This window comes from Companilactobacillus sp. FL22-1, assembly GCF_043951805.1.
Taxonomy (GTDB): domain Bacteria; phylum Bacillota; class Bacilli; order Lactobacillales; family Lactobacillaceae; genus Companilactobacillus.
The window spans coordinates 99962-125135 of record NZ_JBINJY010000007.1; the positions used below are offsets into that span (position 1 = coordinate 99962).

A 25174-nucleotide genomic window follows, 5' to 3' on the forward strand; every position below is an offset into this window, starting at 1 on the left:
GTCTAATTCAAAAATTCATTTATATCTTTTTTAATTAAATCCATATTTTCATTGACTACTGGTAAACCTTTCGGTAATGAGTCTAAAATTGTTTTGCCGTAACTCTTCGTCAAAATGCGGTTATCTAACAGTATGATGACGCCTCGGTCGTTCGGTGTCCGTATCAAACGACCCAATCCTTGGCGTAATTGTAAGATAGCATTTGGTAAAGAGTCAACTTTAAAGACATTCATATCCTGTTGTTTCAAAATATCTTGCTTGATCTTCACATCGGGTTGTTCTGGCGATTCGAAAGGAATTCGCGTCACAATGAGAATCTCCAAAACTTTTTTGGGAAAGTCGACGCCCTCCCAAAAAGAATTAGCTCCGAGCAAAACTGATCTCTGTCCGATGGCAAAGCGTTTCTTGATCTTTTCATTCGATCCCGTTACACCTTGTGCCAGAATTTCCCATTTTTCCTTAACGTCAGTTTCCATTAAGCGTTCATAGACTTTGCTCAGAGTATTCAGAGAATTGAAGAGGATCATCGTTTGATGATCTAAATGGTCCAAGACATCGACGATATACTTGGTAACCATCTCAAAGTACTCATCGCTAGAAAGACTCTGAATGTCTAATAAATCGCTTGGTAAGTAGATTTTACTGTTCTTCGAAATGCTGTTATTGTCTGGCAAAATGACCATCTGATTGATCTGATTCTGATTCAGCTGCGTGTCCAAAATGAAATGTGAGAAATCCTTTTGAATCGTAATAGCCGCCCCAATCGCAAAGATCTGACTGAACTTGTCAGTCGTTTGATCGATCAAGTTACGAATGTCATATTGGCGCCAACTGATTTTTAAGGTTTTAGGATCATAGTAATCGCGCATTTCTAATTGAATGCCAAACTTATCTTTCTCGCTTTGCATTGCTTGGAGAAGTTCATCGAGATTTTTCAAGACCACGATCAACTTACTATTCTCGATCGTCAAGTTAGAGATAACTTTTGACAACTCGACTGAAATGAAATTCTTTTGAAAATTATATTGGTCGAATAAAGTTTCAACCCGATTAGAGATCAGTGATAATTCAACGATCAGATCCGACAACAACTCCGTCAAGGCCTGATTATCTTTCCCAAAATTATTACTACTGTCCAAGATTGAGACAAAGTTCTCACGATCCTTAAAACTGACCTTATTGCGGATATAATTACCAAAAATGTTGTATTCCAAGCGTTCCATCAATTCATCGACGGCTTGAAAATGAGTTTCCATATCTTGTAAGTCTTGATAATTCCACAGTTGCGTCGTGACCTCGGTAAAAGCATAGCGCAGTGTGACCCGATTTTGATAAAGAATATCACTGATTTTTTTGACATATTCATTCAATTGCAAAAAGTCGATCGTTGGTGAACTTGCATCACGCAGACTGCCTGCAAAATGATTGGCTTCATCGATAACTAAGTATGAATTACCACCCCAATAAGGACTGTCTAAGTGTCGCGACAAGAAAGCCTGATTGGTGACTAAGATTTTGGCTTCAAAATAACGATTTTGTTGATAGAGCCAAAAATCGTCATTACTAAAGGCCGTATTCTCTTTGGCTTCACCACGATGACGAATGATACTAAAAAGCGGAATATTATAATTCGTCAAGTGCAGTTCACTTAAATCGCCAGTAGTAGTCATGGTCAGCCAAACGATAATTTTCATTTTCAAGATGGCTGTATGGCTATGCAAGCGATAATTGTCTAAGGCCTCATAAAAACGGTCAAGGTCGATAAAGTTGTAGCTGCTTTTGACGATCTCCGCATGATAATTGCTATTGGTAACTTGATTCAGTAAAGGAATCGACTGTTCAACGATCTGTTGTTGTAAAACTTTAGTTGTCGTAGCGATGACCAGTTTTTGATCGTTGTTAATCAAATAAGACATGGGTAATAAATAGCCCAAAGTCTTCCCTGCACCCGTTGGTGCTTCAATCAAATTCCACTTTTTAGTTTTGTCACGATGCTGACTAGTTTTGAAAATGTTATCCATTAACTTAGATTGATTGACCCGATAATCCAAAACACCGTCAAGCATGGCTTTTTTGGCTTCACGTGTGGCTGGATATTTAGTCGAATGGTCGATTTGTTCAGTGACGTGATAATCTTTTTTTCGTAAGATCAAGCCATTCTTCTCAAACAAGAAAGCGGGTAAAACTTCGGTCCGAGATGATTGTTCACGTTCTTCCAAAATGGTTTTAAAGACCAAATTAGTTTCCCGAATCGTATTTTTACCGAATTTAGCTAATGATCTTAAGGTTACTAGTGGTAACTGTTGAATTCGTTTTAAAATAATGAGAAATAATTCTGCCGTCACATGAGCATCACTATTAGCACTGTGCGGATTCTTATGCACGATACTCAAATAATTCGTTAAATCTTGCAATTTATAGCTGCTGATAGTTGGAAAAAGTATTTGCGATAATTCAACCGTATCAATCGCTTTGACATTTAATTGATTCATTCCGATTCGTTTTAATTCACGGTTTAAAAAAGTTAAATCAAAATTCACATTATGAGCGATAAAAACTCGATTTTTTAATAGTTTAAAAATATCAGGTGCAACTTCTTCAAATGTAGGTGAATCCTTGACATCTTCGTCACTTAATCCTGTTAGTGCCGTGATTCTGCCAGGAATTGGCACTTTGGGATTGATCTTCTGATCATATATGTGCGTAATTTCACCATTTTCGATAAGAGCACAGCCGAATTGAATTATACGCCCGTTGTCATGCCAATTAGAATTGGTCGTTTCAAGATCAACAACAGCGTAAGTATTTTTCAAATCATTCACCTCTCATCTTTGTCATTTTTGAAGATCGACTGCTTGATTGACCTTCAAAAAGTAAAGATATTTCCCTCTGACGGGTTGATTTTTGATGGCAGAAATTGCTTCTGCGTATAAATTGACTTGTCCAGAATATTTTGAAACTAATTCATTACGATTTTTATCTGTCACATTATCCGTCTTATAATCAAAAATCGTTATTCCGTCTTTCAACTCAATCATACCATCAATAATACCATGAACTAGTATCTTATCGTTAGTGGAATAGTTCTTGTTTTCATTCTTAAACAATTTGGTGGCGGGCATTAAAATTGAACAAGGAAATTCCCGACTGACATGTTGATGATTTTCAACGATCAGTTGTCCTAAATCGCTTTGATAAAAGTCAGCTAGACTTTGACAGTCGATTTTTTCAGCCAACTCGGCCGTCAACAATTTTTGATTCACCAAATCTTGAACTAAGCTTTCAAAGTCTGAGATTGTGGGCGTCGTTTCAATCTTGATTTTTTGCAAGACCAAATGCGTAGCACTACCCACTTCGGCACTCGTAACCTTTTTTGTTTTAGTTAAAAAGTTTGGCTTTGAGAAAGAACCTAAATTATAGCGAGACTGGTCGCTGATCAAATCTTCAGCCATGTTTTCATCATCAGGGTCCGCAAACAAACCTTTAATCTCAGAAACTGACTGATAAGCTGTCGTCTCAACTGATTCTTGATACGGATAATTGAAATCTAAAATACCATTGACTGATTCTTTAAACGTATCGTTAATTTCACCAACTGCTTGTTCTGGAATAATAATCTGATTGGACTGGTCACTAGCACTCGTGACGGGAATGATTTTAAAATCAAGTTTCATTTTCTGATCGAAATAATCAGATTTATCGACACCATTGAGGGTACTCATCCCTACGAGATTTTGGAAACTACCAGCAGCCAATCGGGCTGAAGCATTGATCAGCTTGCCATTACTAGTTTTATCGAAGTCTTGAAAGAGCTTTGCTTTATCTTTAGTAAAGCCTAACATGATCAACTTTTGTTTAGCGCGAGTCAGTGCAACGTACAGCAGACGCATCTCTTCAGAAACCGTTGAGATCTTCTTTTGATTACTGATAATACCTCTTTGGGGCATTCGATACTTTAGGCGATTTTGAATGTCAATTAAAGTGATTCCGATACCCTTTCTTGCGTCAAAAACCGTCTTTGCATTGACATCCTTAAGGTTGAATTTCTTATCCATGTCTAAGTAAATCACGATTGGAAATTCCAAGCCCTTTGAACCATGCACGGTCATGACTTTGACGGTATCATCGTTAGCTTCGATACTATTAGGTTGTGATAAATCTTTATCTAAACTTTGCATCCGTTGAATGAAATTAATAAATTGATGCAAGCCTTTAAAATTATTTTCTTCATAAGCATTGGCTCTCTGATAGAGTGCGTGTAAATTAGCGGCACGTTGTTTACCACCGGGCATACCCGAAACATATTCCAAAATTCCCGTTTCTTGATAAATTTTCCAAATCAGGCGAGCAATACTGTTCTTATTGGCAAAATCACGGTAATTCTCGAGCTGTAATAAGAATGATTTCAACTTATTTTGAATATGTTGGTCGATATCATCCGTTGCTTTTAGATATTTTAAAATCGCGGTGTAATACATATTGCGCTTATCAATCAGACGAATCTTCGCTAACTCTTCTTCATTCAAACCGACGATTGGCGAACGTAAGACTGCCACCAATGGAATATCTTGATAAGGATTATCAATAATGTTCAACATCGACATCATGATCTGCAATTCAGTGGTCTGGAAGTAATTTTGAGCATCAGTTACCATAACTGGAATATTGACTTTGGAGAAATATGAAACAATATCAGTATTGCTATCGCGGGTCCGAGCCAAAATAGCCACATCCGAATACTTCATCGGACGAATTTTTTCAGCCTCTGTTGTAGCTTTTAATTTACTGTCATAAATTTCAAAACCTTGGTCCATCAAACTTTGAATCTTTTTAGCTGCGGCACTGATCAGAGTTTGTCGCTTAGTGATCTCCGCTTGACCATCAGTTATTTCATCAGCTTCTTTGGCTTCTGGGAGTGAATAGATTTCAAACTCATTCTTAGTATCGACATTTTTGGGAAATTTGGTACCTGTCACAAGTTTAGCTTTATCGTCGTAGTCAATATCACCAATTTGTTTGTCAAACACCCTCGTGAAAATTTGATTGACAAAATCATCGATTGCTTTTGCAGAACGGAAATTCATTGATAACTGGACTAACTCGTTATCATTGTCTGCTTTTTGGAAACGGTCATATTTCTCGGTGAAAAGTTGTGGTGCGGCCTGACGGAAACCATAGATCGATTGTTTGATATCACCGACCATGAAGCGATGATTAGTTTCACCTGATAAGAGATCAATGATTCTATCTTGCATTTCATTAACATCTTGATACTCATCGATCATCAATTCGTCAAATTTATTTTGGTAATACTCTTGGGCAATCTTTCGACCATCGACTGCACCTGTTAAAATTTCGACCGCCTTATGTTCCAAATCGTTAAAGTCTAAGACGTGACTGTTTGCTTTTAAGCTGGCAAATTTCTTCATGAAGCGTCGCTCTACTTCAACTAATTTGGCGATCAACTTTTGGGCTGCAACTAATGATTGATTAATTTCAGTTTCCGACTTCAAAAAATAGTCTTCGACGATCTTGTTGCGTCGAGCAGTAAATTCCTTGTTCATTTTGGTGGCAGCCTCTAGGACTGTCTGATCTTTGCCCGCTTTGTCATCTGCTTTTACAGGCTCCTTCTTAGCAGCCGTCTTAAAGTTTGTGACAGCTTCTCTTAACTCTTGATATGAACCAAAGTGTGAATTCTCAAGTTCTTCTAACTTCTCATTTCGTTCTTGAAAGACATTTGAATACGATGAAGCTAATTCATCAGGTGAACAAAGGTCGAGTGCTTCTAAATTGTATTGGCGTAAATCCTCAAGCCGTTGTTTGATTTGAGGCAAGAAATCATCTCGGTAAAAGTCACTGTCAGCAAAGCTCTTGTCAAATTGATAAGGTTTAACTAAGTTATCTAACCAAGCTGTCGTGTCGCGGTTCGTGATTGCAAAGTCATAAGTTTTAAACACAATATCCTTGAGTCCGTCATCTGAACGGTCATCAGTAAAATTATCAGTCAAAGCAATGAAGTCCTCATCAGCTTTGGCGTAATAGTTATCACGAATCTGTTCATAAGCTTGTTCTTGAATGATCGACTTTTCGGTTTCATCACTCAACAAGCGGAAATTAGGATCAAGATCGATCACATAATAGAATTTTTTAATAACACTCAAACAGAAGGCATGAATCGTACTGATGTTAGCCATCGGGATGTGAAAAATCTGTTTTTGTAAATGACGTTTAACTTCCGGGTCGTCTTCTTGATTCACAGCTTTTTTCAAAGCCTCCAAAAGACGTTCCTTCATCTCTTGTGCAGCGGCTTCAGTAAAAGTAACCACTAACAGATTATCAACATCTTCTGGTTGATGATTTTGATCACCCTTTAGTTCTCGTAAGATCCTTTCAATCAGGATGGTAGTTTTTCCTGAACCAGCGGCGGCAGAGACTAAAATGTCATGTCCTCGATGTTCAATTGCTTTAATTTGATCGTCAGTCCACTTAGGCATTTTCTTCTCCCTCCAAAATTTCCTCAATTCGTTCTAAGACGTCTTCTTTGTTGTAATTAATAATGTCGTGATAATCGTTTTCCGGTAACATTGCATCAAATTCAAAAATAGGTCGATAATCACTGTATTGTAGAGCGGTTTTCTTATCATAGCGGTATGGATTCAACGCCAATTTACCAGAATAGATTTTCTCACCAGCATTTTTAATCAAACGTCGATTGTAATTCAAAATCTTAAAGAGATCTGCATCACTGATTACGTCTTTTTTGCTAAAACTTACCACCGGTGAATTGCTTGAGCGAGTATGATTTTTATTCCGAGCTTGTAAATCAAAATTATCCAATAATTCTTTATCATCTAACAAAATTCCTTGTAATTTAAAGTTAGCCAGAATCTGTTGATGCAACGGTACTTTTTTTGTAGACAGCTGGATGAACGGATTGACGATATGCTCGTACAGTGCTCCACCAATCTTGATATCCTTATTACTTTCTTTAAAGCGGTCTAAATTGTCAGTTACGCTTTGGATATAAGTTGGCATTTGCATAGTAAGTCCATCAAGAAATTGAGCATAATCAAACTTCCGATCACTTGACTTATAGTCAATAATGGCTAAATAAGTTAAGTCGTCCAAACTCATTTCATCAATACGATCGATTTTCCCACGCACGTAGATTTCATGCCCATCAGCCAGATGATAAGTCATATAAGGCAAGTCTTCCTCGTTATTCAAACGGCCAAAAGTTACTTCGGAACGTTTTGGTACAAAGTTATTACGTTGGTATTGCAGTTTCATATTTTTGGCCAACTGAACCAACGTACTCTGCAACTTGTCAGCAATATACAGCATTCGGTCCGATGATTTAAAGATTTTATTTTCGGGTAATTCGGCCTGCTTTGCAAACAAATCTCTGACCAAATGATCGATTTCTGAATCATCAAAGTCAGTTAAACGTTTGCCGGTTTGGTTCAAATATTTCACTAAGCTATTTAACACTGCATGAAAAACCGAACCAGTTTGAGCTGGCGTAATTTCAAATAATTGCCTTGGTGCCAGACGAAGCCCGTACTTGAGAAAATACTCGTACTCGTTCATATAAAAAGTTTCGAGTTGTGAAATTGAAACTTGAATCTTGTCGCCATACAAAGCATTGACGGTCTGTGGGTCCAAATCAGCAGGCTTATTTTGATATGTCAATGAACTCAATGCAAAATCAGTCGATTCGGGAGCTCTATTGGTCAGTTGCTGTTTGACATAATTCCAAATCTTTGGCAGCTCGACTTTTTTATCCAAAGCCAGCCGAGAAACACGAATCAAATAATTCAAAGTCGAGTCCTTAGAACCAACGTATTCCAAAACGTGATTGTAATTAACATCGTCAATTTGCGGATTAGCCAACTTATCTTCAACTGTCAGGTCAAAATGATTGATAATTCGCTTGACATAGCTGGATAATTCTTGTTTCTTATTGTCTTCCGATAAGTTAGGGTATGTGAAGATCAAGCGCTGCGAACCAGTAGTAAAAATTAAGTCATGTAAGAATGGTTCGGAATTATTCACAACCTCATCTGAGTCTTTCAAAAACTTGCCATCAGTTAGATTTTGATTTAAGAATCCTCGTTCATCATCAGTAACCAAGTTATTAGAGACAGTTGCCCCAGGCATATTGCTGGTAGTACTGCCGAGAATAAAGGTAATTTTACGATTATTGGGCTGAATCATCCCAATTTCAGAAATGCTGACGGCATCAAGAGTTGAAGGAATCTGCGAATAAGTTGCACTCTCAAAAGCAGCATCCAAAATGCTGATAAAGTCAGTTGAATTAAAAGTTTTCTCGCCAAAAATGCTGACATATTCATCTAAGATTTGATTGAACAGATTGATAATTTGCTCGGGTTGATTAGCCAAAGTGAGATTGTTTTGTTCAGTCGCCTGTTGTTGCCACTTTAACAATACTTCAAAGACACCTTGAGTAGTCAAAAAGCTATAAAGCTTTGTCGCACTAGTCAGGGAATCTTTGGGTTTATCTAGGAACTTCGTCAATTGCTGATAAATGCCTTTGACAAAATTCTTGATCAAATTGATTTGTTCAAATTCACTGATACGAACCGCATCGACCTTTTGATCAAGCTTGACATTCGGACTGAAATCGTCACCCAACCAGCCCCGTTTGGTGATGCCATTTGCCAAAACATAGTTTTCTGTTAAATCGACTGCTTGTCTAAAACCAACGATATCGTCTTTAAAGACTTCTGGGATCAGCAGCTCTGTCCGTAAGAGACTGATCACGTCATCTTCTTGCATACCTAAGTCATGAATGGCAAATAAGAGATCGATCAAACGCTTAAAGGGATGGTTAGCCATTTTCTTTTGCAGATCAATGAAATATGGGACTTCGTTATTTTCCATGAAAGACTCAATAAAGGAGCTATATTCAGATAGATTTCGACTGACAATTAAAAAGTCCTTATAACGATACCCTTGACGAGCTACCAATCGGCGAATATAGGAGCTAATGGCCGAAACTTCTGTCTGCTTATCGGTTGCTTTCCAAATTTGAATCGAGTTTTGATTATCCAAGTGATGGGACTGAATTGAACCTGTGCCGCTTGATTGAATCCAGTAATTTTCTAAATTAGCCAAATCGGGACTAACTCGTAATTGATCACTAAAATACACATGGCTAGCATTTTTTTGCTGCTTAGAAAATTCCAATAACTCCTGGTAAGTGTGCAGTGGCCGATAAAAGAATTCTTGATCGGACAATTGATTCAAACTGGTATTCTCGATCACCAAAGAGACGTTCAAGTCAGCACAATTGATCATCATCGCTTTGACAAGATTAAGCTCGGTAGCGGTGAAGTTAGAGAAACCTTCAATATAAAAATGATAGTGACTAGTATCTAATTGCTGATTTAAAAAGTCTGCCAGAGCATTCAATTGATAATCAGCTGTTTGATAAGTGGCAATTTTTTTGAGATATTCTGTATAGATTAAATTTAATTCACCGATTTTATCTGCAAAAACATCCGTTTGATTTTGAGCTAGGATCTCGCCAATGTCATCTGGCTGCACTTGACCATTAATAAATTCATCGAATTGAGTGATCATTTGGTCTATGAACCCTGGTTTATCAACCATATGCTTGAATACTTTTAAATTCTTTTGATTGCTTTGCACAATTTCTTTTAAAAGCATGGCCGATTTAGTTTGCGTTAATGTTTCACGGTTATAATCACTGCTGTCACGCAAAAAATACCAAGCTAGTCGTGAGAACGAAAAAGTTTGGACGTTATTAGTAGCAATGACTTTGTCATCACCTTTATCAAATGATTTTAAAATATTTACTTCCGATTCAAATTTTATGTGATTCGGAACCAGAAAGAAAAATTGACCCTCTGGATCAGTTTGAAAATCTTGTTGGAACAATTCCATCAGCTTTTGATGATGATCAAATTGGTTTTTACCAAGTACAAAATTTAATGTCATAATTATTCACCCGCAAAAATTCTATCATAGTTGATGGACATAAGGTGGAAATCGGTGCAATAGATGTATAAAATATAGACTTAGAGAATATGAGGTGAGCATGTGCTTAAAGGAATAGGTAAAAGTCACGGGAAAACGATTATTATGGGAGAACATGCAGTAGTTTATGGCTACCCAGCCTTTGCAATCCCCCTCTTAAGTACCCCCGTCATTGTAAAAATAAAACAAAGTTCTGAAAATAATTTAATTTCAAAATATTACGCTGGTAAAATCGACCGCATCCCCGATTCACTGTCAGGCGTGAAATATTTGATAGCACTCTTAGATGAAAAATTGAATACATCTCATCAAAATTACACCATCAGTATCGATAGTGGCTTACCCATCGAACGAGGTATGGGGTCATCAGCTGCAATTGCTGCCGCCATTACACGTGCCTTTTTTGATGCCTTTGGAGAAAGATTAGATCATCAGACATTAATAGATTACGTAAATAAATCTGAAACTGTCACTCATGGCAAGGCCAGTGGCTTAGATGCTTTAACAGTCAGTTCCGAAGACCCCATCAAATTCAGTAAAAACGATGCACCTAAACACTTTAATTTCAACTCGGACGGTTTCATCGTCATTGCTGATTCCGGCGTCAAAGGACGTACTAAAGAAACTGTTGCCGATGTCAGACAAATGTATGACGACCAGCCTGAAAAAACTGGTGCCTATCTAGAGCAATTAGGCGACTACGCTACTAAAGCCAGTTCATATTTGACGAATGGAAACTTAAAAAAATTAGGCTTAGTTTTCTCCTTAGCCAACGAAGTTTTAACCAAACTCAAACTGTCGATCCCCAAGACTGACAAATTGATCGATGCCGCCAACAATGCCGGAGCTTTGGGCAGCAAAATCACTGGTGGCGGTCGTGGCGGCTGTATCATTTGTTTAGCCAGAAATTTGAAGAACGCTCAAATGATTCAAAAAGCATTAATTAAATCCGGAGCTGAACAAACTTGGATTCAACCTTTATCAATTTATGCGGAGGAATCGGATAATGACTAGGACAGCACGGGCCTATACAAATATCGCTTTGATCAAGTATTGGGGTAAAAAAGATCCACAATTGAAACTGCCCTTCACTAATAGTCTTTCTTTGACGCTCGATCGTTTTTATACCGACACCAAGGCCACTATCATCGATTCTGACCATGACGTGATTTATTTAAATGAGCAACTCTTAGATGACACAAAAAATCAGCGCATCGTTAATTATTTAAACACCGTCCGTCAGATGTATTCATTTACGGAACATTTTCAAATTGACAGTGTCAACCACGTCCCAACTTCTGCCGGTTTTGCCTCCTCAGCATCAGGTTTTGCAGCTTTAGCTGTGGCAATCAATGAAACTAAACAATTGCAATTAGATTCACGACAATTGTCGATTTTGGCGCGCAATGGTTCTGGATCAGCCTGTCGGTCGATTTATGGTGGTTTTGTCGAATGGCAAGCTGGAACTGATAATCAATCGTCTTTTGCCGCGCCAATTGATGAAAATCCAAATATCGACCTTTCCTTACTCTCTGTAGTTGTTGACAAGCATAGTAAAAAAATTTCTTCAACTTTAGGAATGAAAAATAGCGTAAAGACCTCCCCTTTTTACTCAAATTGGGTTACACTAGTGGCTTCAGAGATAAATGAAATTAAGCAAGCAATTGCCAAAAAAGATCTACAAAAAATCGGTGAGATTTCTGAACACAATGCGATGAGTATGCATGCTTTAACGCTTTCAGCAAATCCTTCGTTCACATATTTTGCTCCGGAAACCATTGAAATCATTCAATTAATTCAAGAAATTAGGCAAAAAGGTATCTTTGCGTATGCTACAATTGATGCCGGTCCGAATGTTAAAATTATTTGTACGAAAGAATCTCTTCGAAAGGTTCAGCAATACATCGAACAACAATTATCAAACGTCTCTACTGTGATCGCAAACATCGGTCCTGGTATTCAACTCGTCTGATACAAATTGAAAGGTATGATATTTTTGTCTACAGGAAAAGCACCTGGAAAATTATATTTGGCTGGAGAATATGCTGTCGTTGAAACAGGTTTCCCTGCCGTCCTAACTTCAGTCAATAAGTACGTCACTGTTACAATCAATAAAACTCAAAACGGTGGTACGATTCAGTCGAAAAATCTGAATAAAGAATTGATTCATTGGAATCGTCAAGGCACACAGCTTGTCTTTGATGACTCTGAAAGTCAGTTGCAATATATCTTGGCGGCCATCAAGTTCGTTGAAAGATACGCTCTCGAAAGAGACGTTAAGTTAAATTATTATGATTTATTAGTAACTAGCGAGTTAGACTCAAAAGATGGTAAAAAATACGGTCTGGGTTCTTCTGCTGCTGTTACTGTTGCAGTGGTAAAGACTTTAGGTGATTTCTATCACTTGGAGCTTTCTGCAATGGATATTTATAAAATAGCTGCCATCTCCCATCTATCTGTTCAAGGAAATGGTAGTTTAGGCGATATCGCTGCTAGCGCCTTTGGAGGCATTGTAGCTTACTATTCACCTGATCGTAACTGGATCTTCAATATGGTCCGCAATCACAGTATTACTGAAATTCTTTCACTAGATTGGCCTAAGTTACAGATTCACAGTTTAGAGTTGCCTGATGACTTGGAGTTAACCGTCGGTTGGACTGGTTCACCCGCTTCAACTTCGATCTTAGTCGACCGAATTGCCTTAACTAAGGCACAAAAGGTCGATAAGTATCAACACTTTTTGCAATCCAGCCGTCAAAACGTCGAAGATTTAATTGACGGTTTCAAAACTAAAAATTCCACAAAAATCAAAAAAATGTTCAGCGAATATCGTCAATTATTGGCTGATTTAGCCGATTTCAGCGATGTTCATATTGAAACAGAACTATTAGAAAAGCTTTGTGATATTGCCGAAAAACTTGGCGGTTCGGCCAAGACTTCCGGTGCAGGCGGTGGTGACTGTGGTATTGTCCTCAGTGATAAGTCCCTTGATATAGCCGAACTAAAAAAAGAATGGCAACAAGTTGGGATCACCCCACTGACTTTAAAAATTGGAGACATAATTGCTCATGCCTAAACAAGATGAACAAATTCAACGTAAAGTTGAGCATCTTTTCTTAGCAGAAAAATTTTTTAAGGAAACAGCATCTGCCGATTTTAATCGAGTTTCACTCTTGCATGATGCCCTACCTGAATTACGAATAAAAGACATCGATATGTCGACACAATTTCTGGGCCACCAAATTAGTGTGCCCTTTTATTTTAATGCGATCACTGGTGGCTCAAAACAATCTGAAAAATTCAACCAACAATTAGCCATGCTAGCAAGTAAGCTTAACATTCCCGTATCCAGTGGCTCCATGGGAGTCTATTTCAGATTACCTAAAGAAACTAAAAGTTCATTTACAACTTTGCGAGAAAACAATCCTCATGGCCTAGTAATAGCCAATGTCTCTGGTAAGGCTAATGCCACTCAAGCACAAACGGCGATTGACCTTATCAAAGCAGACGTTTTACAGATTCATCTCAACGTTTTGCAAGAATTAGCTATGCCCGAAGGCGATCAGGAATTTTTCTGGCTCGATAATATTAAAGATATTATTTCAAATGTTTCCGTGCCGGTAATCGTCAAAGAAGTTGGCTTTGGAATCAGCCAAGAAAACATTGCTCAGCTCTATAAAATAGGAGTTCGCAACGTTGATATATCTGGTCATGGTGGCACTGACTTTGCCCAAATCGAGAGTGCTCGAAACCACGACTTAGATTTAACTTATTTAGATCAATTATCCTTGACGACTGTTGAAGCTCTCTTAGAAACGGTCCCTTATCAAAATAAAATGACGATTTTTGCTTCAGGCGGCATTCGCACACCACTAGATGTTGTCAAGGCAATTCGTCTGGGAGCAAAGGCTGTGGGTATGTCAGGCCTAGTCTTGCATCATCTCCAAAAACATTCTTTTGAAGAAACAGAAGTCTTTTTCGACGACTTCATTAAACAATTACGAATCATTATGGCGGCTATTGGTGCTAAATCGGTCAACGACATCAAAAAAGCCCCCATCGTTTTCGATGAGAGCTTGATAAATTATATGCAGCAACGCCAAATCAACTTCTAACGTCTTAATCCTTTGGGATAGACGTTTTTTATTTGCTGATTGCTGTAACGGCCCCAACTGAATAGCTTTTCTTGAAAAGACAAGCCGATCCATTTATTATCAAAATCAGGTTTGGCAGTCAAAATAATCGATTCGCCATGCAAGTATTTCTCAAATTGTTCCGTCGTTAATTCATAAACTGTCTTTAAATCAGTAGGTTTGAGCGCCAATATCATTGCGATATCGGGTTCAAATCTATTTTTTTTGAATTCACCTAGTTTAAGACCATTTCTAAGAATATGCAAACCTTTGAAACGATTATCCAAACTAGCGGCCTGATATAAGAAATCAGCAATCTTTAACCAATTTTGTTCTTTAAGAGTAATCAAATTAGCTTGACTGAATTTTTGAACAAACTTGAAATCATCTTTTTTCAAGCCATCGTTAATTTTACGTTCTTTGACTTCAACCGGAGTACCATCTTTGACCAATTTGCACATAAAGTGGCCTTCACCGTTGAATTGATCAGGAAACATTCGCAACGTCTTAGTTAATTCTGGGTTACCATCAGCCCATTGTGGTCGACCATCTTCCATACCAGGATATTTTTTGACTGTTGCCAAATGCATATCGGGATACTTATTCAAAAACCAAGCAACATTTTGCTCATTTTCTTCAGGCGAAAAGGTACAAGTCGAATAAATCAATGCTCCACCGTTATTCAACAACTTATAGGCTGAATCTAAGATGTGTTGTTGTCGGTTAGCACATTGCTCAACATAATCCAGAGACCAATACTGAACCGATTCTGGGTCCTTACGAAACATCCCTTCACCGGAACAAGGCGCATCGACTAAAATTTTATCGAAGAAACCGGCAAACTTTTTCTCAAAATCTTTTGGGGAATTATTCGTCACAACTGTATTAGTAATCCCCATTCTTTCGATATTTGAGGACAATACTTTGGCCCGCTTGGAATTTATCTCATTGCTAACCAAAAGTCCCTTAGAGGCCATTTTTGAGGCAATATAAGTAGTTTTACTTCCTGGTGCGGCACACAAGTCGAGAATTTTATCGCTCTTTTGTGGATCAACGATCTCGGTCACATACATTGCACTAGGTTCTTGACTGTAAACATAGCCAGACAAATGATCGATTGAGTTACCGTCAATATCACCATAATAACCAATATTACTATAGGGGATCGGTTGGTCTAATGAATAGGCCACATTTTGAAAATTTGCTTTCAGCGGATTGAGTCGAAAAGCTTCTTGGCTGTCTGTTTCAATTGCTGCAAAGAGTTTCTCTGCTCGTTCCCCCAATAAATTACGATACTTTTCTTTGAAGTCAGGACTCAAATTGACTTTCATTTAAATTATTCACTCCGTTTACCAAAAAATATTTGCGACAGACCTATCAAAATCGTCACGATAGCCGACATGGCCATAAATAGATTGAAAGTGCTGTGACTTATGATAACGATTCGCCAATCGACCGCAATAAAGCCTAAGAACATTGGCACCATCGTATAGAGCAAGTAGCGAATCATCAGGCCATTACGGTAATTGTTCTTCAAATCACCCGTTAAATTAGAATGCGCTAAATCAAAACGCAAAGGAATCAGAATATAAAAGGCGATTGCCATGATTAAGAAGAACAACAAGACGATTCCGACCAGATACAATTCACCATTATTAGTTGCTTCGACATTCGTAAAATCGTCCGTCTGTGGAACATATTTATGCATCGAGCGCGTATGTAAAACTTGCTTGATCTTGCTCAATGTTTCTTTATTGTTAACTGCCCTGCCATCTAAAACTGTCGTCACTTCATTCAGATGATACTTAGACTTTGGTTGATTAGGTGACAGAGAGATCAACGTTTGTGAGTTGAGAATATCTGCGCCATCAAAGCCAATATTTCCAATGACTGAAATATAACGATTGTCCACTTTGATATAAGCTTGACTTTGAGGTTTGTAGGCTTCTAATTCAGAGGTCTTCCCCTGGATAGCAAAAGGAATTTGTGATGTAAAGTCATCTTTTGAAAAATAACGTCCGGAAATGATTGGCAATTTGTTGATTTTATTATGACTATAAATATAACCAACGTCACTATTCCCCTTTTCAAAGAAGATCAATTGATAGCCAGACATTTTCTTTTTTTGACTCAATTGTTGCACAGCGGTCACAATATTTTTCTTAGATTTTGTTTGTAAAACGACGGCTTCTTCACTCATACCTAGCCGATTCATCGTATTATTATATTTGATAGCATCACTTTTAGAAATGGCAACTCCGGTCAATAATACCACTAAGAAGATAACAATACTTGAAACAATTTTTTTCATAAAAATTCACCTATAATCTTGTCTTACTGATATCTTATTCTACACTAATCAACAATTAAAGGCTGAAACTAATTACAAACGCTTCAGCCCCTTTCCTATTTGATTAAAAATAATTGATCATGCACTAAGTCGTAACGTGAATAAAATCGATTGATCTGTTCGATTCTTTGATCTTCGACTAACTGTGCATTGTCCCAAAATTTCTGACTATTAGTGGCACCATCTTTTTCGCCAATCAATAAAAAGTTCACGTCTAATTGGCGGATTCTTTCAAGAATTTCATAGTCAATCTCTTCTCGGTCGGGACTCCAAGCAAGGATAATATTGTCAACTTTTTGACCATACTTTTCAATTGCCGAGATGGCATCGAGTGCTTCAATTGAGGTCAACTTTAAGTTACCCGTTTGGTCGTGCTTGGACCAACTTAAATCATCAGTACAATAAGTCTCAACCCCTAAATCTCGCAGTCCTTTTGAAAGATAACCATTACCAGCCATCAATTCTAAAAATGATTGACCAGAAAATTGGCGCTGAAGTTCAGCAACAAAGTCTTGCGTAATTGTGGCCCAATAACCAAAACGAATCTGTAGATAAGTTCGGAACTCGCCCAAGTCATGATCGAATTTTTCTAAATGAGCTGACATGGTTTGATAGGCAACTTCATCCAGTCTAATATTACTCTCCATAAAAGAAGTGATCTCTTTTTCAGTTAACTGAAATTGCGGAAAATGATATTTGGGCAATTCGTCTTGAGACAAAGCCAAGCAAATTCGTTCCATGAATTTTATGCGGGCATTAAAAACCATCCCATTCGGTAAAACTTTAGTATCTTCGCGTAATCCGTCAATATAATTCATTTTTTTCTCCCAAGACAATCTGCCGATATTTTAAAACTTTTCGACCTTCATCTTACTAAACTTTTCCCAACACTTAAAGTTATTCTTCCCTACTATGACACTTAACTGCGAAATGTTAGCATTCGATTAAATTTTAATAATGAAAATATCACAAATATTTCCAATAATTACGAAAAAGTGTAATATCATAAGTAGTACATGTACGAGGTGAAATATGGCAGAAAATAATCGTAGACGACAGCCTCAAAAAGACGAAGAAACTGGTTGGAAGTTTTGGTTGCAAACCATTGCTTTAACCATTGCAATCTATGCAGTCTTCTTCTTAGGGTTTAAGTTCATTCTTTCCAATGACAAAGTTTCGGGACCATCGATGCAACCGACTTTTGAGAACGGTGATAAAGTAATTGCTACTCGGCATTCAAATATCACCCGTGGCGATGTCATCGTTTTGAAAGCTCCTGATGAACCGGGCTCATTCTATATCAAACGAGTGATCGGTTTACCTGGTGACACTGTTGTTTCTAAAAACAACAAGATTTACGTTAATGGCAAACAACTTAACGAAGACTTCCTTAAAGCTGGTAGTAAGCTGAAGGAACCTGATACTAGTCTATATGCTGGTAAACCATACAGCTATACTTATAACTTTTCTCTGAGTTCTCTAGCAAAGAATTCACCAGAGTGGCAACAACGTTATAGCAGTTCTTACCTAAAGAAGATTGAAATGACTAACAAAGTTCCTGCTGGTACTTACTTCGTTATGGGAGACCACCGAACTGTATCTAAGGATAGTCGTATCATCGGTTTTATTAATAAAAAGAGTGTCATTGGTGAAGTTAAGTGGCGCTATTGGCCATTAAATAAATGGTCAACATTTTAAAATTTGAGTATCAAAATAATTGGAGGCATTTTTCATGGATAAACCAAATATTGCTGAAATGATAATTCAGTACGAAAAAGATAAAGACATGACTGATACGCAATTTGCTTTTGAGAGTCATATCTCAGTAGAAAGAGTTCATAATTTAAAATCAGGTGAATATGAACCAACAGCAGATGAAGCAAAAACAATCTTGGAATATATCAAACTACATCAATAGAAGTAATATTTGTAGTTTACCCTGATGGCGGTAACCAATTGGTTATCGTTTTTTTTATTGGTTTCGATTCAAATAATATTTTCTTATGTTATATAATATCTGTATAATCTATAAAAATATAACTTATAGTTTTATTTGATGAGGTGATTGAATGTTTTTGGGCAAAGTAATTCTTGAACAACGCAAAAAAATGACTTTAAATCAACAACAACTAGCTAACGGAATCTGTACACAAACCGTCATCAGTCGGATCGAAAATCAAAATATCTCCCCTTCCGTTGATGTTTTAGTAAAAATATGTCAGCGCTTGAATTTGACTTTGAATGACGTCTATTCAGAATTTTCCAAACTTCCTTCAAATAATTTGGTTAATGATAAATTAACAACCTTGTTTGAATTGGTTCAAAAAACAGATTTCGAAGAAGCAGCCAAGCTTCTTCCTAAAATTGCTACCAGTAATTTAACCAATCCGCAAAAATTGGAATTGAATTTTTTAAAGGGACAATTGGAACTACAAAAAAAAGAATACGACCAAGCCGTATTCCAATTCACTTTTGTTTTGACCAGCCGCAACCGTCAAAAAGACAGTTTTTGGGAAGTAATGACTAATATTGAACTAGCCGAAGTCTATTTACTAAAAGAACAACCAGAAATTGCCCAACACTACTTTGAAACTGCTAGTAAAGTTCCATTTCTGACCAATTTGACGATGCTTGAAACCATTGCATATCGAAAAAGTCAATTGAAGCTGGCGGCCTTTTTGTCGGCCAACCATGAGCTAGATACTAGCAATCAAGTCATTTTCAACAATCTAAGGCACAGCGATAATAATATGGTTGTAGCCCAAGCTACAGATGAGTTTTATTATTTAGCCGCTATCAACGCTCTTGCACAGGCTCCAAACGATCGTAACCAAGTTAGTCATTACTTGCTGTCAGCGATTGCTTTCGCAGAATATAACACCAATGACGCCTTGTTAGACAAAATTAATCAGACGATGCAAAAACATCAAATTACTGAACTCAAAATCAAGTCTTAATTTTTCAAATAGTCAAAAATACGTGAATCGTGAAAGTAAACAAAACAACCTTTGATACCACGTTTCATTAAAACATTGATCGAATTAAGAATGATTTTTTCTCTACTTTGGTCTAGATTGAGAAGATCATTTTGATGACGTTTTTTAAAAGCTTCACGGTCTTCATAGGCCTGCAAATCGATCTTGATTTTCCCAGATCCGTCATAGACCACAGAAGGACCAATTATCACTGCCACATAGTTTAAATCAAAACCTTGGACGGTATAGATCGAACCAATCTCATTGATAGTCTCAGGTTTTTGTGCCCAAGTTGTAGTTGAGTAGTTATACTGATCCCATGGCAGGTGAAAGTTACCTTCATTGACGAAATGCTTTTTCCCATCCAAGGTCGAAGGATAATCTGCCGTCGCAACGATTCGAGACTCACCTACTTGATCGTTGAACGATTTAATTTCTTGATACATAGTTTCAGCATCATTGTAGATTCGAAAGTCGTATTGATTGCTCAATTTAAGGAAATTGGACTGAGATTCTTGAACGGAATCGAGCGTCAATTTCTCAGTCAAATCATCGATCCATTTGGTGATTGATTTAGGGGCCTGCATGCGCATTTGCTGAATCAAAGTCGCCTTAGCATAATTTGCCCGTTGACGTTTAACAATTGCATCTAAGAGGCTTTGAGACCAGTAGCTTTTTAGTTTAAGCACTTGACGTTCATCAAAAACCAAAATGACAACTTTACTTAATTTAATTATTTCTTCTAATTGATTCGTTTGATTGAAATTATTGTAGTGATCACTCTCACTCAATAACAGATGAGCTTCATCGATAACGACGATATCAGCCGACCTTTTTTCTTTACGCAAACGGTTGATAAAGGTAGTAGGCCGCAAGAAACGATTCTTACGCAATTGCGAAAAAGCACCGGCGTTCTCTTGATAAACTTTCAATAATTCCGGGTGATTGACTAAAAAGTAATTATCTGTTTGATTATCTTTTGCTTGCTGTTCGATTTTTAAAAATAGTTGCGTTAAGATAACACTCTTACCCGTTCCAGCATCACCATTTAATTGAAAAACAGCTTTGGTTTCACCATTCAAATTAATTCGGCAAAACGTTTCAATCTCATCGAAAATAGCCTGTTGCTCTTGAGTAAGTTTTTTATTCGGAAAAACAGATTCTAACATTCAAATTACATCTCCAAGAAAAAAAAGCCTCACGGCTTTTTTATTTTTCGTCACTCTTTAAAACGCCACCAACTGCATAGTGTTCTTTTTCCATTTCGTTCAAGACTACATGAACGTGTTCAGCAGGAGCACCAGTGTTTTTTACGATTGCGTCTGTAACATCTTTGACCATTCCTCTTAATTGTTCTTCAGAACGACCTGCAATTAAATCAATGTGTACTAATGGCATAATGAATTCTCCTTAATTAAGTGAAGTAAAAAGCATTTAAATTATCTCATAACCTCAACGTTTTTTAAATACAATTCCCCTAACTTTAAGCCATCACGCCGACAGGTTTTTAATTAATAAGCGGGCAACAGCACTAGCAGAAAATGGATTCTGGCCCGTAATCAAATGACCATCCTGAATGGCAAATTCTTTGTAAGCTCGTTTCTTTTGAAACTTTGCACCATGGTCAAACGCTACTTGTTGGTTTAAAAAGGGAACGATTTTTCTCTTGCCGGCAAGTACCTCTTCGGCGGTCGTAAAGCCGGTGACCTTCTTATCCTTAATCAAATATTGGCCATTTACTTTAACGTTTAATAAACCTGCGATACCATGGCAAACCGAAGTTACGTAGCCATTCTGTTGATAAATCTTTTGAGTAAGATCTTGAAGCTCTTGATTCATCGGAAAGTCCCACATCACGCCGTGACCACCAGTATAGTAAATTGCCGCATAGTCTTGAATTTCAACTTCATTAGGAGAAAGCGAGTTCGTCAGCGCCCTTTTTTGAAAATCTTCACTCTCATAAACTTTTAAATCAGCTTCAGTTACGTACTTCATACTCCGAGGATCTAAAGGCACAAAGCCTCCTTTGGGACTAACATAATCCACTTTAAATCCAGCTTTAGTAACTTCTTCAACGAATTCCGTCGCTTCGCTCAACCAAAGTCCAGTAGCCTCATGTGTATTGTGATAACGGGTAGTATTAGTTAAAACAAGCAATATCTTTTTCAAAGTTAGTCTTCCTTTCCAATTATCCTCGTTGTGGAACCAGAGCTGATAAACCTTGCTCTTTAACCGCAAATCCTAATGAACTCCAAGCATTATCTGTGATCTGGACTGGTAATCCCTTGGCAATCCGCGCCATTTGTTGTTGATAATAACTTAGACCAATTAAAGAACCAACCTTCTTGTCTAAACCTTTAAGGTGAGTAGTTAAATGATGTAAGGTAATAGCTGTAAAGTTTCCTAGTTCAAATTGATTTGGTAAATCAGGTAATAAAACTAATGGACGAGCTAGACCAATGAGATCTGCTTCATGATTTTCAATCGCCTTTGACATACCATTAGCTGTACTAAAACCACCAGTTACTGCGACCGGAACTGTGACAGCTTGTTTAACTTTTTGAGCATACTTAATGAAAAAGGCTCCCTTACCAATCCCTTGAACTGTCGGTTTCTCATAGTTACCACCAGAAATCTCAATCAAATCAATTCCCAACTGATCCATCTTTTGAATCACCTTGAAAGAATCCTCTTCAGTGAATCCTCCCTCACGAAGGTCTGATGAATTGATCTTCAAAGCAATCGCAAAATCATTCCCAACTTTTTGACGCATTCCTGTATAAATTTCTACCAATAATCTCATTCTATTGTCTAAATTGCCGCCATATTCGTCAACCCGCTGATTATCATGTGGTGATAAAAATTGACTCAGCAAATACCCGTGGGCCGCATGAATTTCGACTCCAGAAAATCCAGCCTCCTTTGCAACGACAGCCGCATTGATAAACTTTTGAATAATTGTTTGAATCTCCACTTTAGTCAGAGCTCGTGGATCATTAAAGGCAAAGCTGTTTGAGCCCTCCATGGGAACTGCACTAGGTGCGACTGGTTGTTTACTGATAGTTTTAGGTGATTGTTTGCCAGGATGATTCAATTGCATAAAGATCTTAGCTCCATTGGAAGTCCCTGCCTTGGCCCATTGTTTTAACAAATTCAAATTGCTTCTGTCTTCAACAACAATGTTGCCAAATTCACCTCTGGCACTTTGATCGACCATGACATTACCTGTAATAATCAGTCCGGTTCCACCCTTAGCCCATGCCGAGTAAAGGTTTATCAACTCTTGCGTTGGACGATAGTATTTATCCCCCATTGTCTCACTAGTTGCGGCTTTCATAAAACGGTTCTTTATGGTGGTTCCATTAGGTAATGGTAGTTGCGTAAAAATATTAGTCATAATTTTTCTCCTGTTAATGGGTTTAAACATTTAAACGTATAGTTCAAAAAAATAATTTCATCTTAATTAGACGAAATACTTTCCTCTAGTGATTTGGTCAGCTCTTTAAGTAATTTAACCGTATCGTTTAACGAAACTTGATAAAACCGTTCTTTACCAACTTTGTTGACTGTAATTACACCTGCATCTAGCATCAATTTCAAATGATGAGAAACCGCTGGACGAGAGAGTTCCAATTGATCAGTTATCTGGTTGACCGTTAATTCTTTGTGTTTGCACAGTAATAAGATTATTTTTTGACGATTTTCATCTTGAAAAATTGCAAAAATAGGCATCCCGCGCTTAAAGATTGCCATTGTCTCTTCGGCCATTATTTATCTCCTATATGTTTAAATGTTTAAACGCATTGTATTACGATAATTGGTTAGTGTCAATAAAAAAACATTTCTAAGAAAAAAGTCTTCCCAGAAATGTCCTTTAGTTCTATCTTTAAAAAATCGAATTTGTATTACTTCTCATCGCTGGCCTTCATTTTATCATTGTATCCAAACAACCACGTGAGAATAAATGCGACTACAAAAGTACCAAAATGAGTAATTAAATAATCATAAAAGTTGGGACCAAGTACACTCTCAGTACCAAAAGGAATAATATCGGCAATATTGATATCAAAAAATCACTAAGGTTACATAAGAAAATATATTTGAAGTGAACATTTAACAAAATGAATCAAACCTAAACGCAACATCTTATCCATTATGAGAAAGAACTATTCCTGTACTCTTTTTTCTATGAGAAAAAACAAAAAAAGTCTCACACCTTGGTATTTCTACTAGGTATGAAACTTAACAAACGATTGGCTAACTTTATAATCAAGTTAGCAACTTTAAAAAATGACAAAATAAAAACACCAAGACGTAAAAATCAAGTATCATTGGAGTTCTCACCCAAACAATGAAAGATTTTTTTCGTCTTGGTGCTAGGACAGAATATCTTAATCGTCCCAAAGGGCTAACTTGTTATGAAATTTTCGATTAAAACACGATTAATGTTTTTCACTATTTAATTTAATGATTTCGAGAACAACATCCACGGCCTTTTCCATTGCTTCTTCAGAAACATATTCAAAACGACCATGCATATTCTCGCCACCTGCAAATAGGTTTGGAGTTGGCAGACCTTTGAAGGAAATTGTTGAACCATCTGTACCACCACGAACTGGTGCTTCATCTGGAACAATATCCAAGTTCTTCATTGCCTTTTCAGCTAATTGAACTACGTCCATATGGTCTTTCATAATCTCATACATATTGTAATATTGATCATTCATGTCGATCTTAACGGTTTCAGCACCATATTTATCATTCAATGCTTTAACGATTTCTAAGACCTTATTCTTACGTGCTTCCAGTCCATCACGTTCAAAGTCACGGATAATGTATGACATATCAGTGTGATCAATGGTACCTTGTTCGTCACATAATAGATAGAATCCCTGACGACCCTCAGTCTTTTCAGGAACTTCATCGGCTGGTAACATGCTTTGGAATTCATTTGCAATCAACATTGAATTAACCATAATACCTTTGGCACCAGATGGGTGAACATCTTTACCTGTAATATGAACCTTTAAACCCGCAGCACTGAAAGTCTCATATTCAAGTTGTCCGACTGGACCTCCATCGACTGTGTAAGCAAAATCAGCGCCGAAGTCTTTCACATCAAAGTGAGTTGCTCCTGTACCAATTTCCTCATCTGGTCCCAAGCCGATCTTGATTTTTCCATGTTTGATTTCTGGATGATTGATCAAATATTCCATAGCTGTAATGATTTCAGAAACCCCAGATTTATCGTCTGAGCCCAGTAAAGTATCACCACTAGTAGTAATTAGGGTCTGACCTGCGTAATTCTTTAGCGAACTAAATACTGCTGGGTCAAGAGTATACTTACCCTCTTCGTCAAGCTTAATAACACTCTTACCATCATAATTTTCAACGATCTTAGGTTTAATGTTCTCAGAATTAAAGTCAGCAGTATCAACGTGTGATAACAAGCCTAAAACTGGAACGTCATAATCAAGATTTGAAGGCAATTCAGCGGTCAAATATGAATCAACTTTGCGAATCTTAACATCTTTCAGACCAATTTCCATCAATTCTTCCGCTAATTTCTTAAGAAACTCGGTCTGTCTCTCAGTCGAAGGAATTGTAGTAGAATTCTCATCTGAACGAGTATTTTGCTTTGCATATTCCAAAAAACGTGGAATTAATTTTTCATATTTTATTGCCATTTTTAT

General features: G+C 37.3%; 19 protein-coding genes. 7 read left to right on the top strand and 12 right to left on the bottom strand.

The window, feature by feature from the left end; genetic code table 11:
* Positions 1–2: 2 nt before the first annotated feature.
* The 3 genes from ACG72T_RS07320 to ACG72T_RS07330 are packed head-to-tail and all read right to left on the bottom strand — an operon-like array spanning position 3 to position 9984.
* Positions 3–2813 carry a helicase C-terminal domain-containing protein gene (locus tag ACG72T_RS07320; protein ID WP_395265527.1) on the bottom strand — a complete coding sequence of 937 codons (2811 nt, stop codon included), beginning with the start codon at positions 2811–2813 and terminating at the stop codon, positions 3–5.
* Between the two features lie 21 nt (positions 2814–2834).
* Entirely contained in the window at positions 2835–6494 is a 3660-nt protein-coding gene (addA, locus tag ACG72T_RS07325) for a helicase-exonuclease AddAB subunit AddA (RefSeq protein ID WP_395265528.1), read from the bottom strand.
* Positions 6487–9984 carry a PD-(D/E)XK nuclease family protein gene (locus ACG72T_RS07330; RefSeq protein ID WP_395265529.1) on the bottom strand — a complete coding sequence of 1166 codons (3498 nt, stop codon included), beginning with the start codon at positions 9982–9984 and terminating at the stop codon, positions 6487–6489. The genes addA and ACG72T_RS07330 overlap by 8 nt, the downstream gene beginning before the upstream one ends.
* A gap of 102 nt (positions 9985–10086) precedes the next feature.
* Between ACG72T_RS07330 and mvk the strand changes: the two genes are divergently transcribed.
* Genes mvk through fni form a run of 4 tightly spaced genes read left to right on the top strand, consistent with a single transcriptional unit; the run spans position 10087 to position 14138 of the window.
* Positions 10087–11037, top strand: coding sequence for a mevalonate kinase (gene mvk, locus ACG72T_RS07335; RefSeq protein WP_395265530.1), 951 nt, complete (start codon positions 10087–10089; stop codon positions 11035–11037).
* On the top strand, positions 11030–11995 hold the full coding sequence (mvaD, locus tag ACG72T_RS07340; RefSeq protein ID WP_395265531.1) for a diphosphomevalonate decarboxylase: 966 nt from the start codon (positions 11030–11032) through the stop codon (positions 11993–11995). Before mvk ends, mvaD begins: the two co-directional genes overlap by 8 nt.
* Positions 11996–12019: 24 nt before the next feature.
* Positions 12020–13099, top strand: a complete 1080-nt coding sequence (locus ACG72T_RS07345; RefSeq protein WP_395265532.1) for a phosphomevalonate kinase — start codon at positions 12020–12022, stop codon at positions 13097–13099.
* Positions 13092–14138 carry a type 2 isopentenyl-diphosphate Delta-isomerase gene (gene fni / locus ACG72T_RS07350; protein ID WP_395265534.1) on the top strand — a complete coding sequence of 349 codons (1047 nt, stop codon included), beginning with the start codon at positions 13092–13094 and terminating at the stop codon, positions 14136–14138. The genes ACG72T_RS07345 and fni overlap by 8 nt, the downstream gene beginning before the upstream one ends.
* On the opposite strand, the gene ACG72T_RS07355 is transcribed toward fni, so the two are convergent.
* From ACG72T_RS07355 to ACG72T_RS07365, 3 genes are all read right to left on the bottom strand, one after another.
* Complete coding sequence (locus ACG72T_RS07355; protein ID WP_395265535.1) at positions 14135–15487, bottom strand: RsmB/NOP family class I SAM-dependent RNA methyltransferase; 1353 nt, start codon at positions 15485–15487, stop codon at positions 14135–14137. The genes fni and ACG72T_RS07355 overlap by 4 nt on opposite strands.
* Before the next feature lie 5 nt (positions 15488–15492).
* Positions 15493–16467 carry a hypothetical protein gene (locus ACG72T_RS07360; protein WP_395265536.1) on the bottom strand — a complete coding sequence of 325 codons (975 nt, stop codon included), beginning with the start codon at positions 16465–16467 and terminating at the stop codon, positions 15493–15495.
* A gap of 95 nt (positions 16468–16562) precedes the next feature.
* The gene (locus tag ACG72T_RS07365; RefSeq protein WP_395265537.1) at positions 16563–17324 is read right to left on the bottom strand and encodes a hypothetical protein; all 762 of its coding nucleotides are present in this window, start codon (positions 17322–17324) and stop codon (positions 16563–16565) included.
* 214 nt (positions 17325–17538) lie between these two features.
* Here ACG72T_RS07365 and lepB point away from each other — a divergent pair, with 214 nt between their 5' ends.
* From lepB to ACG72T_RS07380, 3 genes are all read left to right on the top strand, one after another.
* Entirely contained in the window at positions 17539–18204 is a 666-nt protein-coding gene (gene lepB / locus ACG72T_RS07370) for a signal peptidase I (RefSeq protein WP_395265538.1), read from the top strand.
* 34 nt (positions 18205–18238) lie between these two features.
* The gene (locus ACG72T_RS07375) at positions 18239–18424 is read left to right on the top strand and encodes an LBP_cg2779 family protein (RefSeq protein WP_395265539.1); all 186 of its coding nucleotides are present in this window, start codon (positions 18239–18241) and stop codon (positions 18422–18424) included.
* Between the two features lie 151 nt (positions 18425–18575).
* On the top strand, positions 18576–19463 hold the full coding sequence (locus tag ACG72T_RS07380) for a helix-turn-helix domain-containing protein (RefSeq protein ID WP_395265540.1): 888 nt from the start codon (positions 18576–18578) through the stop codon (positions 19461–19463).
* Here the strand turns inward: ACG72T_RS07380 and ACG72T_RS07385 are convergent.
* From ACG72T_RS07385 to pepT, 6 genes are all read right to left on the bottom strand, one after another.
* Positions 19460–20650, bottom strand: a complete 1191-nt coding sequence (locus ACG72T_RS07385) for a DUF2075 domain-containing protein (RefSeq protein WP_395265541.1) — start codon at positions 20648–20650, stop codon at positions 19460–19462. The two genes, ACG72T_RS07380 and ACG72T_RS07385, sit on opposite strands and share 4 nt — an antisense overlap.
* Positions 20651–20690: 40 nt before the next feature.
* On the bottom strand, positions 20691–20879 hold the full coding sequence (locus ACG72T_RS07390; protein WP_395265542.1) for a 2-hydroxymuconate tautomerase: 189 nt from the start codon (positions 20877–20879) through the stop codon (positions 20691–20693).
* A 93-nt stretch (positions 20880–20972) separates the two neighbouring features.
* Positions 20973–21650 (bottom strand): type 1 glutamine amidotransferase domain-containing protein, encoded by a 678-nt coding sequence (locus ACG72T_RS07395; protein WP_395265543.1) that lies wholly within the window; start codon positions 21648–21650, stop codon positions 20973–20975.
* Between the two features lie 19 nt (positions 21651–21669).
* Positions 21670–22878: an NADH:flavin oxidoreductase/NADH oxidase family protein gene (locus tag ACG72T_RS07400; protein WP_395265544.1), complete on the bottom strand. Its 1209-nt coding sequence runs from the start codon at positions 22876–22878 to the stop codon at positions 21670–21672.
* Between the two features lie 62 nt (positions 22879–22940).
* Entirely contained in the window at positions 22941–23249 is a 309-nt protein-coding gene (locus ACG72T_RS07405) for an ArsR/SmtB family transcription factor (RefSeq protein ID WP_395265545.1), read from the bottom strand.
* Between the two features lie 674 nt (positions 23250–23923).
* Complete coding sequence (gene pepT, locus ACG72T_RS07410; protein WP_395265546.1) at positions 23924–25168, bottom strand: peptidase T; 1245 nt, start codon at positions 25166–25168, stop codon at positions 23924–23926.
* Between the last annotated feature and the right edge of the window lie 6 nt (positions 25169–25174).